This is a genomic window from Amycolatopsis mediterranei (assembly GCF_026017845.1).
GTDB classification, from domain to species: domain Bacteria; phylum Actinomycetota; class Actinomycetes; order Mycobacteriales; family Pseudonocardiaceae; genus Amycolatopsis; species Amycolatopsis mediterranei.
In genome coordinates this window covers 2,759,249-2,773,278 of sequence record NZ_CP100416.1, presented here as the reverse complement: position 1 = coordinate 2,773,278, position 14,030 = coordinate 2,759,249, and the positions used below count along the sequence as shown (strand labels likewise).

The window sequence follows — 14,030 nt, the reverse complement described above, 5'->3', positions numbered from 1 at the left end:
CCGCCTCACCCCGCCACTCGTTCGCCGAGCCGGCCGAGCCGGTGCGCGGCCCCGCCGAGCGTCCGGCCGAGATCCTTGACCGCCGACGAATACCGGTGCAGCGGATAGGTTTCGTCGACGCCGACCCCGCCGTGCAGGTGGTGGCAGGTCGCCAGCGCTTCCGGGGCCCGCGAGGCGAACCAGTAGGCGGCGACGTCCAGTTCGGCGTCGGCGTCGAGTCCCGAAGCCAGCCGCCACACCGCGAACGTCACGGCGAGGTGCACGGTCCGCGCGGCCACGTAGACGTCGGCGATCTGGCCCGCCACGGCCTGGAAGGCGGAGAGGGGCCGGCCGAACTGGGTCCGCTCGCCGACGTGCTTGACGGTCAGCGCCAGCGCGCCGGCCAGGAGGCCGTCACCGAAGGTCAGCGCGCCGGCCAGCGCGAACCGGTGCAGCGCCGCGACGGCGCCGCGGTCGAACAGGAGGTCCGTCTCCTCGACGGCGACGTCGTCGAGCCGGACGGTGTACTCCGGCGTCCCGGCGGAGGTGGGTGTCGGGACGAGCGTCACGCCGTCGGCGTGCGGGTCGGCGAGGTAGACGGCACTGCCGTGCGCGGTGGTCACCGGGGTGAGGATCCGGGTGGCTTCGGCGGCGTACGGGACCGCGGTCTTCACGCCGCTGAGCAGCCACTTCCCGTCTCCGGCCCGGGCGGTCGCGGCGGGCTCGGCGACCAGCGGAGCGGAGGGCTCGTTCAGGGCCGCGGTGAGCAGCGCCTCCCCGGCCGCGACCGGCGGCAGGAACTGGGCGCGCTGGGCGGGCGTCCCGAGCGACTCGATCGGCAGGACACCCAGGGCGAGGGCGGCGTAGGCGGGCACCGGCGCGGCGGCCCGGCCGACCTCGGTCAGGACCTGGGCGACCTCCGCGACACCCAGGCCGTCGCCGTCCAGTTCCGGGGGCAGCGCCAGGGCGAGCAGGCCCGCCGAGGCGAGGGCGCGCCAGGGGCCGCTCTCCACCGCCCGCTGCGGAGGGTCGCCTCCCGGGCCCCGGAAATCACCGAGCACTTTCGCGGCGAGGGCGGCGATCTCGGTCTGCGTATCGTCAAGGGCGAAGTCCACGCCTGTCCTCCGGATCGGGCGCAATATTGAAACCTGTTCTAGTCTTAACCGGAAAGGGTGGGCACGGCAACCCCCGGGGGTGGGCGGAATGGCGGGGACACGGCGGCGGATCACCGTGCCGCCGACCGCGGACGTGCCCGAGCCGGTCCTGGTGGAGCTGCCCGGCCGCGGGCACACCGTGGTCACCGACGTCGGCCCCCGCGACGCGCCGGCCATCCTCCTGCTGCATTCGGTGGCCTGCACGGGCCTGCTGACCTGGTATCCGGCCCTCGCCCGGCTGGCTCGGCAGCACCGGGTGGTCGTGTTCGACCAGCGCTGGCACGGCCGGGGCATCCGCTCGCGGGAGTTCCGGCTCGCCGACTGCGCGGACGACGTCACCGCGGTCGCCGACGCGCTCGGCGTCGGCCGGTTCGCCCTCGCCGGGTACTCGATGGGCGGGCTGGTGGCGCAGCTCGTGGCGCGCGCCGAACCAGAACGTGTTACCGGCCTGGTGCTGTGCTCGACCGCCGGCCACTTCGGCCGCGGGCTGCGGCAGCGCGTCGCCCTCGAGGTCTTCGGCCGGACGCTGCGGCGGCTGCGCGAGCACGTGCCGCCGCCGGCCGTGCCCGCCGCGCTCCCCCGCGCGCGCCTCGCCGACCACCGGTGGGGGCTGCGGGAGTTCCGCTCGACCACACCGTGGGCGATCGCGGTCGCCGTCGACGAGATCGGCCGGTTCGACTCGACACCGTGGCTGCACACGCTGCGGCTGCCGGCCGCGGTCGTCGTGACGGCCCGCGACCGGTTCATCGCCCCCGCCCACCAGCGGTCCCTGGCCCGTCGGATCCCCGGCGCGGCCACTTACGAGGTCGCGGCCGGGCACGCGGCCTGCGTGCTGGCCGCCGACCGCTGGGTGCCCGCGCTGCTCGCCGCGGTCCACTCCGTCCGAGGAAGGAATCCATGATGGGACGCTTCAGCCTGCCCGAGCAGAAGCCCGGCGGCCTCGACTCGCCGGTGACGGCGAAGGTGCTGAAGTACGCGGCGAAGGCGCAGGTGGCCGTCTTCCGGCTGACCGGCGGCCGGATCGGCAGCACGTGGCGGATCGGCGCCGGGTTCCGCAAGCCCGTGCCGACGCTGCTGCTGGAACACCGCGGCCGCAAGTCCGGGCGGCTGTTCACCACCCCGCTGCTGTACCTGCGCTCCGGCGCGGACTTCGTCATCGTCGGTTCGCAGGGCGGGCTGCCCCGGCACCCGCAGTGGTACTTCAACCTGCTGGCGCACCCCGAAACCCGGATCGACCTCAAGGGCCGGCGGGGCGTCCCGGTCACGGCCCGGGTCGCCGAGCCTCCGGAACGCGCCGAACTCTGGCCGCGGCTGGTCGAGCTGTACGCGGACTTCGCGAAGTACCAGGCCTGGACCGAGCGGGAGATCCCGGTCGTGGTGCTCAGCCCGCGGCTTTGAGCAGTTCGGCCAGTGCGTCCGGGAGCGCGTCGGCGAGCGGCCACAGGTCCTTGACCAGCTCCCGCGCGCCGAGCAGGCCGACGTGCACCTTCCCGGCGTTGGACAGGACCGTGACGTTCAGCCCGGCGCCGTGGAAGACCGGGCCGAGCGGGTAGAACCCGGTGATCCGCGCGCCCAGGAAGTACAGCGGCATCGGCGGGCCGGGCACGTTGGAGACCACCAGGTTGTGCACCACCGGGTGCTTTTCGGCCAGCCGCAGCGCCGAATACGCGCGCACGGCGAGCCCGAACGCCGTCGCGGCCGAGAACTGCGCCCAGTCCTGCAGCATGTCGGCGTCGATGTCGTGGTGGTGGTCCTTCGAGCGCCGGTTGGCCTCGGCGAGGAAGAACACGCGCGCGGCCGGGTCGGGCAGGTGCGTCGGCAGGGAGGCGAAGAACGCCGAGACCTTGTTGCTGCCGTGCTCGCGTTCGGTCCGGTCGTGCACCGACACCGGGACGGTTGCCACCAGCGGATCCTCCGGCAGCTCCCCGCGCGCGGCGAGGAACTCCCGCAGCGCGCCGGCGACGAGCGCGAGCACGACGTCGTTGACCGTGACCCCGAAGGCGTTCTTGACGTCCTTGACATCGGCGAAGTCGAGCTGGGCGAAGGCGACGCTGCGGTGCCCGGTGATCGTGCCGTTCAGCGACGTCCTCGGCGCGGTGAACGGAACCGGCATTCCCTTGCCCCGCAACGCCCGGCCGACCCACCGCGGCATCAGCCCGAGCAGGTCGGGCAGCAGCCGCGCGACCTCGGCCGGGCGCTTCACGACGCTCTCGACCCCGGAGCGGAGCAGGTCCAGCGGCGAGGGCATCGCGGCGTTCCGGTGCTCTTCGATCTCCGGCATCGGGCCGTCCGGCTCGAGCCCGGCGAGGTAGGTGATCAGGCTGGCGCCGCTCACGCCGTCGACGCTCGCGTGGTGCATCTTGAGCAGCACGGCGAGCTGCCCGTCGGCCAGGCCTTCGATGACGTACAGCTGCCACAGCGGGTGTGCGCGGTCGAGCTGCTGCCCGGCGATGTGGGCGCAGAGCGCGGCCAGCTCGGCGCGGTCGCCCGGAGCGGGCACGCCGATGCGGTGCACGTGGTGGTCGAGGTCGAAGTCGTCGTCTTCGATCCACACCGGATGACTGAGGTTCCAGAGTGGATTGTGCAGTTTGCGGCGGAACGCCGGGATCATCCGGACACGCTCGTCGAGGTTTTTCTCGAGCTTCGCGAAGGTGTAGCCGCCCGGGACGGTCGAGCCGTCGAGGATGAGCAGCCCGCAGACGTGCAGGACCTGGGACGGCGTCTCGAGGTAGAGGAAGCTCGCGTCGAGGCCGCTCAGTCTCTGCATGCCGATCAGGGTAAGCCACTTCCGGTGAGCGGCACGTCACCAATCCGACCAAAAGCAGGCCGGCCCCCGAGCGACAAGCAACCGTTGCCACGAAGCCGTCCGGCCGTGACTGTGGTCGGGTTGGTGACCGACGACACAGCACCCTACTCACCGGTATCATCGCGCTGGTGCAGCCGAATTTCCTGATCCGTCGCGCGGTCCAGCTCGGTCTCACCGCCAACGCCCTCCGCCCGCTGCGGGCCCGGTCCACGACCATCCCGGTGTTCTTCGCCGGGTGGCTGACCGGCGAGCTGGCGCCCCAGTTCCTGGCCTTGACGGCGGCGGATTCCCTGGTCCACGTGGCCCGCCACGGCACCGGCGACCGGTCGACGAAGGGGGGCCTGGCGATGGCGGCCGCGTCCGCCGCCGGGCTGGCCGCGCTGATCCGCACCGGGCACGGCGCCCGCGAGGAGATCGAGAAGGCGCTGACGTCGGCGCTGGGCGAGGACTACGCCTCGGAGCTGGGCCGCTCGGACCTGGGCCTGCCGTGGGGCGAGCTGGCGCTGCCGTTCCGGATGGGCGCGCCCGACGTCCGCATCGACCGCAACATCGCCTACGCCCCGGGCGGCAAGCGGTTCCTGCTGGACGTGTACCGCCCTGCCACCCCGGTTTCGGGCGCCCCGGTGCTGCTGCAGGTCCACGGGGGCGCGTGGGTGATCGGCAACAAGGAGGAGCAGGGCCGGCCGCTGATGCGCTACCTGGCGCGCCGGGGCTGGGTGTGCGTCGCGATCAACTACCCGCTGTCGCCGGCGCACCGGTGGCCGGCGCACATCGTCGCGGCGAAGCAGGCGCTGGCGTGGATCCGCTCGTCGATCACTTCGTACGGCGGCGACCCGCGTTTCGTGGCGGTGACGGGCGGTTCGGCGGGCGGCCACCTGTCGGCGTTGCTGGCGTTGTCGCAGAACGACCCGGCGTTGCAGCCGGGCTTCGAGGACGCGGACACGAGCATCCAGGCGTGCGTCCCCCACTACGGGGTCTACGACTTCGCGGCGACGTCCGGCGCACCGGCGAGCAAGTACCGGCTGGAGAGCTTGATCGCCCGCCGGGTGTTCGCGCCGGACCGGGACCCGGTGGCGCACTTGGACGACTACATCGCGGCGTCCCCGCTGGACCGGATCACGTCGGACGCGCCGCCGTTCTTCGTGATCCACGGCCGGGACGATTCGCTGGTCCCGGTGCGGGAGGCGCGCGAGTTCGTTTCCCGGCTGCGGGAGAAGTCGCGGCAGCCGGTGGCGTATGCCGAGCTGGCGGGGGCGCAGCACGCGTTCGACGTGTTCACATCGGTGCGTTCGGCGCACGTGGTCCGCGGCGTGGCGCGGTTTTTGGATCACACGTACAACGGTTGGAAGGCCGAGCACCGGTAGTCGAGTAACTCCAGCTGCGAAATTTGCGTATTGCGCCGGCAAGAGATGCGTATTACCCACTGTTGCGGTGTTCCGGCTATTTTCACATATTCGCAAGAGGAGAGGTCATGCGAAGACGAATTCCTACGTGATCCCGATCCCACCGACGTGGGTAGGATAGCGAGGCAACGTTAGTCGGCGATAGGCGAGCGACATGGAACCGTTCGACAAGTACCCGACCTTGCTCGAAGCGCAGAACGCTGCCGGCTTCCCCTTGAAGGTGCCACAGCCACGAGTCGACGGGTTTTTCCAAGCACTCGTCTATCGCCACGTACCCAATGCGTTGCTCTGCTGGCACCCGGATGCCGGAAAGACGTTGTTCATCAACGAAGCACCGGAAATGCGATGGCCGATCCCGAAATCCGAACACAGGATCATGGTGCGCGACGGCCGGGAGATGTTCGTGCTCGGCCCTGGCGATCCTCGCGGTGGCCAAGCGGTTGCGTGCTGGTCGGGCGATATCGCGGTTCGACTCAGTGGCAGCTACTCGCCGCACGAACTGATTCTGTTCGCGTTGAACCTTCAACCTCTGCGAGTCCGACCTTCAGCCGAGCACAGTCATACGAGACGACTTCTTGAGGTTCTGCCCCCGCAGCCGCCAACGTGATACCGCCATTGCCGCCGCAGGGACCGTATCGATACGCTCACCATCAAACCCAGGGCCGCACCGCGGAACGACGGTGCACCGTGGCACTCCGGCAAACACCCGCGCCTTCGGCGGCAACATCCAGTCCTGGCCAGCCCGGATGGGTTCCCGCTCCGGGTGTCTCCGGTGCTGCCTGGCTCCCGTAATGACCTCTCCGCTGTCCGGTGCCTGGGCATCGTCGGGACGTTGGCCCGCCGCCGCGGCCGGTGGCTTGAAGACCTGGCCGGCAACCTCATTGAGGCACTCGGGGGCGTGCGGTCCGGCGGGGAGGTCAGTAGGCGAGGTCCACCGGACTGGCCGAAGGTGGGCCGTCGAGGCGCCACTCGGTTCCTTCGCGGACGAAGCGGTACCAGCGCCTGTCACGGCCGTAGCGTAATTGCAGCTCTCCGTGGGTCACGCGGTTGCGCCAGATCTTCGGCTTGCCCCCGACGCCCGCTTCGGCCAGCACCGACTCCGCCTCGGCCAGGGGGCCCGGGCCGGGCTGCCAGCTCTCCCGCAGAGCGGCCAAGCCGCCGCGGCCTGCTTCGCGCCAAGCCTCGGCCCAGCGGATCAGGTCTCGCGGGGAAACGCCCGCCGCCGTGGCGAGGGCGGTGGTTTCCGCGCCGGAGCGACCAGCCGCGCGGCGGGCGAGGTCTTCGTCGAACGTCAGCTCCGCGGCCGTCGGTCCGCCGGCCAGGAGGTCGCGGGCGAGGGCGGCCGCGTCCGCCGCGAGGGCGGACAGCGCCGCCGCCGTCCAGCCCGTGCCCGGTGGCGGGTCGAGGTCCAGGACCGCCGGCGGCCCGGGCACCCGCGGTGGCGGCGGCAGCGCGGGGATCGCGCCCGGCCGTCGCGCGTAGGCGGCGCGCGGGGTCAGTCCGTCATCGACGGGCTTCGGGAGCTTCGGTTTCTCGCCGCGCGCCGGCGACCGGCGGGCGCGGAGTTCGGCCAGCACGTCGGCCCGCGGGCGTCCGCGCAGGAGGAAGAGCGTGAACGGGTCGCGGTCCACCTCGTCGGCGACCAGGTAGTACACCGCGGCGACGTGCTTGCACGGGTTCGCCGAGTCCGGGCACGAGCACCGCGGCCGCAGGTCGCCCGGGCCCGGCAGCAGGTCGACGCCCGCTTCGCGCGCCTGCTCGGTGAGCGCGCCCGGCAGCTCCCCGTCGAGCAGCGCCGCCGCGTGGCCGAGCTGGGTGCCGACCACGCCGAGCAGCGTGTCCCATTCGCCGTCGGTGAAGGTGCGCATCGTGATCGTCACCCGGTACGGCTCCGGCCGGCTGCCGCTTACCCGGGCGCTCACCGCGCCGGCTCCGGCGTGCAGTTCGCTGACCGTGCCCTTCCGCGCGTACGTCCGCCCGCGGGGCAGCCGGTTCGGGTCGAGCTTCGCGCGCTTCTCCAGCGCCTCGACCCAGGCCCGGCCCCACCACGTCGTGCCGAAGTTCCGCCTCGGTGGCATCACCCGCTCCCGAGCCGGACCAGATCGGCGAGCTCGTCGTCGGACAGTTCGGTGATCCAGTCCTCCCCCGCCCCGACGATCGACTCGGCGAGGCCCCGTTTCTTCTCGAGGACCTGCGCGATCCGCTCCTCGAGGGTGCCTTCGGCGATCAGCCGGTGCACCTGGACCGGCCGGTCCTGCCCGATCCGGTACGCGCGGTCGGTGGCCTGGTCCTCCACCGCCGGGTTCCACCAGCGGTCGTAGTGGATCACGTGGGTGGCCCGGGTCAGGTTGAGCCCGACGCCGCCCGCCTTGAGCGAGAGCAGGAACACCGGGATTTCGCCGGCCTGGAACCGGTCGACCATGTCCTGCCGCTTCGCCGGCGAACGCTCGCCCGAGAGCAGTTCGGTGGGCAACCCGCGGTCCTTGAGCCGCCGCTCGAGCAGGCGGCAGAGCTGGACGTACTGGCTGAACACCAGGACGCTTTCGCCCTCGTCGAGGATCACGTCCAGGAGTTCTTCGAACGCCGCGAGCTTGCCGGAGCGGCCGGTGAGCGCGCCGTGCGGCTCCTTGAGGAACTGCGCCGGGTGGTTGCAGATCTGCTTGAGCTCGTTGAGCAGCTGCAGCACCTGCCCGCGCCGCTTGATGCCCTGCGTTTCCCGGATTTCGGCGAGGTTCTCCCGCACGACGGCCTCGTAGAGCGTGGTCTGCTCGGCGGTCAGCGGGACGAACCGGTCGGTCTCGGTCTTGGGCGGCAGTTCCGGGGCGATGTCCGGGTCGGACTTGCGCCGCCGCAGCAGGAACGGCCGGACGGTGGCGGCCAGCCGTTCGGTGACCGCCTTGTCGCGATCGCGTTCGATCGGCCGCGCGACGGTGCGGCGGAAGCGGTCGAGCGGGCCGAGCAGGCCGGGCGTGGTCCAGTCCACAATGGACCACAGCTCGGTGAGCCGGTTTTCGACCGGGGTGCCGGTGAGGGCGACCTTGGCTTGCGCGGGAACCTTGCGCAGTTCCTTGGCCGTGGCCGAGAGCGGGTTCTTGACGTGCTGGGCCTCGTCGGCCGCGATCAGCCCCCAGTCCACTTCGGACAGCGTTTCGCGATCGCGGCGGAGGACGCCGTAGGTGGCCAGGACGACCTCGTCGGGCGCGAGGTCGTCGAGGTGGCGGCCGCCGCCGTGGAACCGGCGGACGGGGATCTCGGGGGCGAAGCGGGCGAACTCGCGCTCCCAGTTGCCGAGCAGGGAGGTGGGACAGAGGACGAGGGTGGGCCCGCCGCTGGGCTCCACCGCACTATCCGCCGACGACGACTTCGCGCTCGGCGGTAGTGCACCGGACCTCGCCAGGTCCCGCCGGTGCAGGTGGAGGGCGATCAGCTGGATCGTCTTTCCCAGCCCCATGTCGTCGGCCAAGCAGGCGCCCAACCCCAGCCCCGTCATCGTCGCCAGCCACGACAACCCCGCCTGCTGGTACGGGCGCAGCGTCGCGTGCAACCCCGGTGGTGGCGCCGCCAAGACGTCCGCCCGCTCACGGATCCGCGAAGCCAGCCCGCCCAGCGCCGGCGGTGCCGCGAACTCGACGCGTTCGCCGTCGAGCTCCAGCTCACCCGTCAACGCGGCCGCCAGGGCCTCGCCCGCGTCCAGCTTGCGGGTCCGGCCGCGCACCCGGGCCAGGAACTGCGGGTCGACCCGGACCCACTGGCCGCGCAGGCGGACCAACGGCCGCTTGGCTTCCGCGAGCGCCGCGACCTCGGCCTCGGTCAGCTGCTCGCCGCCCAGGCTCAGCTGCCAGCGGAACTCCAGCAGCGAACGCAAGGCGAACTCCGCCTCCGTGACGCTCGCCGGTGCCTGCGTCGCGCTCGCCTTCGCCTTCACCTCCGCCGCGAACAGCCCCTTCGACCAGAGCACCTCGATGCCGGCGCCGCCGAGGTCACGGGCGCCGTCGGTGAGCAGGTCGACGACCTCTTCGTCGGACAGGGCCAGCGAATCGGGCGTCGCCTGGGTCAGCACCCGGCCCAGCGGGGCCCAGGCCCGCGCGCCGCGGCGCAGGCCCAGCAGCAGCTGCGTCTCGACCTGGTCGCCGAGGCGGTTCAGCACCGCGTCCGGGGCGTCCCACAGCGTGGCCGCCTCCACCACCAGGCTCGGCTCCGCCATGCTGCGCACCGCCAGCACGCCGGCGAACGAGTCGTCGTCGAGGCCCTCGACCCGCAGGAGCACCTGGATCCCGCGGGGCTCGCGGGCCTCCAGCTCCGCCAGCCAAGCCGCGCCGTCCGGACCGAGCAGGGCCGGTTCACGGGCCGCGAACGCCGGATCGCCCGCGCCGACGGGGGCCGCCGGGCTGCGCACCAGCAGGTCGGCCGTCGCGTCCCAGAGCGCGCGGACCAGGGAGTCCGGTGAGTGCAGGCGGATGCGTTTCAGCCCGGTCAGCGGCAGCGCGTACGCCTCCGGTGGCAGCGCACCGGCCAGCCCTCGCAGCAGTTCCTCGTCGGCGGCGTCCAGCGGGCCGATCCGCCAGGCCGCCGCCCCGCCCGGCGAGGCGGCCGGCCGCAGCCGCCCCCGGGCGACGAGGTTCACCCCGGCGTTGACCGCCGCCGACCACGCCGCGACCGCCGGGCTGGCCTCCTCCCCCACCGACAGCAGCCGGGGCAGCGCCCGTTCCAGGGGAATCAGCTCGGCGTCGACCTTCGTCCGCGCGAACTTGGCTCCCCGGGGCAGCACGAGCTCGATCGTGGTCCCGCCGGCCACGTCTTCGCCCCACAGGGCCAGCACCCCGTCCCGCGGGGGATCCGCGGGGAGGTAGGTGGCCTGGGTGTCTGCGCTGAACTCCACGACCGCAACGCTAGAACACGACCCCGACAGTTTTGCCCTCGGTGGCGCGAACGGGCCGTTCGCACCGTTGCACAACGCAACCCACCCGTGCGCCGCGGGGCATCACGCGTGCTCCCAGAGGCATCATGCGTGATTGGCGGGGCATCAGCCGCGGGGCAGGCCGAGCAGGCGTTCGGCTGTGAGGGACCGCAGGACCTGCGTCGTGCCGCCCGCGATCGACAGGCAGCGGGTCAGCAGGAACTCGTGCTGCGGTGAGCCGTCGGCGAGCAGCGCGCCCGCGCCGGCCAGCTCCAGCGCGAACTCCGCCACGTCCTGCCGGTGCTGGACGCCGAGCAGCTTCCGGACGCTCGACTCCGCACCCGGGTCCTGTCCCTCCAGCCGGCGAAGGGCCGCACGCAGGTCCAGCACGGAACCCGCGACCCCGTCGGCCACCAACACGCCGAGCCGGTCCAGAGCGACGTCGTCCAGAGCAGACGCGTCCATTGTGGACACCAATGCCTGCACGCTCTCACCGACCGCCGAACCGCTGCCGATGGCCACCCGCTCGTTGGCCAGCGTCGTGCGGGCCAGCCGCCAGCCGCCGCCCGGCGAACCGACGACGTCGGCGTCCGGCACGAACACGTCGTCGAGGAACACCTCGTTGAACACGGCCTCGCCGGTGATCTCGCGCAGCGGCCGGGTCGTGATGCCGTCGGCGCGCATGTCGACCAGGAAGTAGGTGATGCCCTGGTGCTTGGGCGCGGCCGGGTCGGTGCGGGCCAGGCAGATGCCCCAGTCGGCTTCGCGGGCCAGCGACGTCCACACCTTCTGCCCGGAGAGCCGCCAGCCGCCCTCGACGCGCCGGGCCGCCGTCCGCAGCGCCGCCAGGTCGGACCCGGCGCCGGGCTCGCTGAACAGCTGGCACCAGGTGAGCTCGCCGCGCAGGGTGGGCCGGGCGAACCGGGCGCGCTGCTCGTCGCTGCCGTGCTCGAGGATCGTCGGGACCGCCCAGGCGCCGATCACCAGGTCCGGACGGCGGACACCGGCGGACGCCAGCACGAAGTCGATCCGCAGCTGCTCCGCGGCATCGGCACCCCGGCCGTAGGGGGCCGGCCAGTGCGGCGTCAGCAAACCCGCGTCGGCCAGCGCGACGCGTTGCGAAGCCGGGGGCAGCTCGGCGATCCGCGCGACCTCGTCCCGCAGCGCGGGATCGTCACCGACGTCGACGCCCAGCGTCCGCTCGGTCCCGGGCAGCGCCAGCGAAGCCGCCCGCCGCCGCCACGACCCGCCGAGCCACTGCCGCAGGGCCACGGCCCGGCGCAGGTACAGGTGGGCGTCGTGTTCCCAGGTGAACCCGATCCCGCCGAGCACCTGGACGCAGTCCTTGGCGTTGGCGACGGCCGCGTCGAGGGCGACGACGGCCGCGCTCGCCACCGAAAGCGGGTGCTGCCCGGAAGCGGCGTCCCAGGCCAGCGCTTCGGCGGCTTCGGCACGGCACAGCATCTCGGCGCACAGGTGCTTGATCGCCTGGAACGCCCCGATGGGCTTGCCGAACTGCTCGCGGACTCGGGCGTACTCGACGGCGACGGTCAGGCACCGCCGCGCCACGCCCGCCGCCTCGGCCGCCGCCAGGGTGGCCGCCAGCGGGGCGACCGGCGGCAAGGTGAGGAGATCGCCACGGACCCCCGAGAACCGGATCCGCGCGAGCGGGCGCGAGAAGTCGAACGCGGCCAGGGGCTCGACGCTCACCCCGGGCGTGCCGGGGGCGAGCAGGACGTGGCCACCGTCGACCGGCGCGAGCAGCCAGCTCCCGGCGGCCGCGCCGGGCACCGGCCCGGTGACGCCGTCGTCGAGCGACGGCGCGTCCAGCAGGACCGCGACCGTGGCCTCCCCCTCGGCCAGCGCGGGGAGCAGTTCCTTCGCCTGAGGGACATCGGCCAGCAGCAGGCCGGCCAGCGCGGTGCTCAGCACCGGCCCGGGAACGAGTTCTTCCGCCGCCGCGGCGAGCCCGGCGGCGAGATCGGCGACACTGCCGTCGGCGCCGCCGGCCGCCGCGGGCAGCGCGACCCCGAACAGGCCGAGCGCGGCGAAGCCGGCCGGGATGTCCGCGCCGGCGCCGGTTTCCGCGGCGCGCACCGCCTCCCGCGGGTGGTGCGCCGCGGCCCAGGCGTGGATCGCCTGGGCCAGCGCGGCCTGTTCCTCGGTGAGCGCGACCGGCATGGGGCCTCCTCGCGGTTTCAGCGACACTACTCGCGAGTGTAGAACGTGTTACAGTTTTTCGGCCAGTGGGTCAGCTGTCGCGAGTTTCGCCAGGCCAGGTAATCTACGTCGTGAACTGGAACAAGTTCCCAAGGATGGGGGAATGCCGATGCCAGGCAAGACCAAGGCCCGCGGCAACGGCCTGAGCGCGATCGGCGCGGACGAGCTCGGCTCGGCCGCCCAGCGCGACCGCCGCCGCCGGATCATCGACGCCACCCTCGCGCTGGCCTCGAAGGGCGGCTACGACGCCGTCCAGATGCGTGCCGTCGCCGAGAAGGCCGACGTCGCCCTCGGCACGCTGTACCGGTACTTCCCCTCGAAGATCCACCTCCTCGTCTCCGGGCTGGCCCGCGAGTTCGAGCGCGCGCAGGAGAAGCTCGAGCGCCAGGCCATCCCGGGCGACACGCCCGCCGAGCGGCTGATGTTCGTGCTCGGCCGCAACACGCGCCTGATGCAGCGCGACCCGCACCTGACCGAGGCCATGGTCCGCGCGTTCATGTTCGCCGACACCTCCGCCGCCGCCGAGGTCGAGCAGGTCGGGCGGCTGATGGAGAACATGTTCGCCAAGGCGATGGGCATCGCCGAGCCGACCGAGGCCGACCGCGACATCTTCCACGTGGTCGCGGACGTCTGGATGGCGAACCTGGTGGCCTGGGTGACCCGCCGCGCCTCGGCCGCCGACGTCGCCAACCGCCTCGAACTGTCGGTGCACCTGCTCCTGGACAAGTAGCCGCCGCCTCAGCGGTGGGCGGCGGCCACCTTCGCCAGCTCGTCGAGCGCCTTGAGCGTCTCCGCTTCCGGCAGCGTGTCCAGCAGGAACGTGTACCGCTCGACGCCGGCCTCGCGGAAGCCGTCGATCACCTTCGGCGTCGTCGGCCCGCCGAACACCGCGAACTGCACGTCTTCGCGGCCCTGCTCCGCCAGCCATTGACGGACGCGCTGCGCCTCCTGGTACTTCGTGTGGCCCCGGAGCAGCCAGCCGTCGCCGTACTTGGCCAGGCGGTTCAGGGCCGCCTCGCTCTCGCCGCCGATGTAGATCGGGACGTGCGGCTTCTGCACCGGCTTCGGCCAGCTGAAGATCGGGTCGAGGTCGACGTGCTCGCCGTGGAACTCGGCTTCGTCCTTCGTCCAGATCTCCTTGAGCGCGGCCAGCTGCTCGTCGATCAGCGCGCCGCGCGTCTTCGGGTCGGTGCCGTGGTTGCGCATTTCCTCCCGGTTCCAGCCGACGCCGACGCCGAACAGCGCGCGGCCGTCGGAGATCAGGTCCAGCGACGCGACCTCCTTGGCCGTGTGGATCAGGTCGCGCTGGATCAGCAGGGCGATGCCGGTGCCGAGCAGCAGCTCCGACGTCGCGGTGGCCGCGGCGGCGAGCGCCACGAACGGGTCGAGGGTGCGGTAGTACACGCGCGGCAGGTCACCGCCGCCCGGGTACGGCGATTCCCGGCGCACCGGGATGTGCGAGTGCTCGGCGAGGAACAGCGAGTCGAAGCCGCGTTCTTCCAGCGCCGCACCCAGCACGTCCGGCCGGATGCCTTCGTCGGTCACGAACGTCGAAATCCCGAATTTCATGC

Annotated in this window: 11 protein-coding genes; 5 read left to right on the top strand and 6 right to left on the bottom strand. The window is 72.6% G+C overall.

Going from position 1 to position 14,030, the window contains the following annotated elements; genetic code table 11:
- Positions 1–5 precede the first annotated feature (5 nt).
- Positions 6–1,094 (bottom strand): acyl-CoA dehydrogenase family protein, encoded by a 1,089-nt coding sequence (locus ISP_RS13280; protein WP_013224380.1) that lies wholly within the window; start codon positions 1,092–1,094, stop codon positions 6–8.
- Positions 1,095–1,182: 88 nt separating this feature from the next.
- Between ISP_RS13280 and ISP_RS13275 the strand changes: the two genes are divergently transcribed.
- Both ISP_RS13275 and ISP_RS13270 read left to right on the top strand, forming a co-directional pair.
- A complete protein-coding gene (locus ISP_RS13275) occupies positions 1,183–2,034 on the top strand; it encodes an alpha/beta fold hydrolase (RefSeq protein WP_037374380.1) in 852 nt (283 codons plus the stop codon).
- Entirely contained in the window at positions 2,034–2,531 is a 498-nt protein-coding gene (locus tag ISP_RS13270; protein WP_014466832.1) for a nitroreductase family deazaflavin-dependent oxidoreductase, read from the top strand. The genes ISP_RS13275 and ISP_RS13270 overlap by 1 nt, the downstream gene beginning before the upstream one ends.
- Here the strand turns inward: ISP_RS13270 and ISP_RS13265 are convergent.
- Positions 2,515–3,900 carry a WS/DGAT/MGAT family O-acyltransferase gene (locus tag ISP_RS13265; RefSeq protein WP_013224377.1) on the bottom strand — a complete coding sequence of 462 codons (1,386 nt, stop codon included), beginning with the start codon at positions 3,898–3,900 and terminating at the stop codon, positions 2,515–2,517. The genes ISP_RS13270 and ISP_RS13265 overlap by 17 nt on opposite strands.
- 167 nt (positions 3,901–4,067) lie before the next feature.
- On the opposite strand from ISP_RS13265, the gene ISP_RS13260 reads away from it, so the two are divergent.
- On the top strand, positions 4,068–5,303 hold the full coding sequence (locus ISP_RS13260) for an alpha/beta hydrolase (protein ID WP_013224376.1): 1,236 nt from the start codon (positions 4,068–4,070) through the stop codon (positions 5,301–5,303).
- Between the two features lie 193 nt (positions 5,304–5,496).
- A complete protein-coding gene (locus ISP_RS13255) occupies positions 5,497–5,949 on the top strand; it encodes a hypothetical protein (protein ID WP_141748489.1) in 453 nt (150 codons plus the stop codon).
- Positions 5,950–6,259: 310 nt separating this feature from the next.
- Here the strand turns inward: ISP_RS13255 and ISP_RS13250 are convergent, their stop codons facing one another.
- The 3 genes from ISP_RS13250 to ISP_RS13240 form a co-directional block, all read right to left on the bottom strand.
- Positions 6,260–7,420: an SWIM zinc finger family protein gene (locus ISP_RS13250; RefSeq protein WP_013224375.1), complete on the bottom strand. Its 1,161-nt coding sequence runs from the start codon at positions 7,418–7,420 to the stop codon at positions 6,260–6,262.
- Positions 7,420–10,221 (bottom strand): DEAD/DEAH box helicase, encoded by a 2,802-nt coding sequence (locus tag ISP_RS13245; protein WP_013224374.1) that lies wholly within the window; start codon positions 10,219–10,221, stop codon positions 7,420–7,422. Before ISP_RS13245 ends, ISP_RS13250 begins: the two co-directional genes overlap by 1 nt.
- 144 nt (positions 10,222–10,365) lie before the next feature.
- A complete protein-coding gene (locus tag ISP_RS13240; RefSeq protein ID WP_013224373.1) occupies positions 10,366–12,420 on the bottom strand; it encodes an acyl-CoA dehydrogenase in 2,055 nt (684 codons plus the stop codon).
- Between the two features lie 142 nt (positions 12,421–12,562).
- Between ISP_RS13240 and kstR the strand changes: the two genes are divergently transcribed.
- Positions 12,563–13,189 carry a cholesterol catabolism transcriptional regulator KstR gene (gene kstR / locus ISP_RS13235; protein ID WP_013224372.1) on the top strand — a complete coding sequence of 209 codons (627 nt, stop codon included), beginning with the start codon at positions 12,563–12,565 and terminating at the stop codon, positions 13,187–13,189.
- Between the two features lie 8 nt (positions 13,190–13,197).
- On the opposite strand, the gene ISP_RS13230 is transcribed toward kstR, so the two are convergent.
- Entirely contained in the window at positions 13,198–14,028 is an 831-nt protein-coding gene (locus ISP_RS13230; protein ID WP_013224371.1) for an LLM class F420-dependent oxidoreductase, read from the bottom strand.
- Positions 14,029–14,030: the final 2 nt, after the last annotated feature.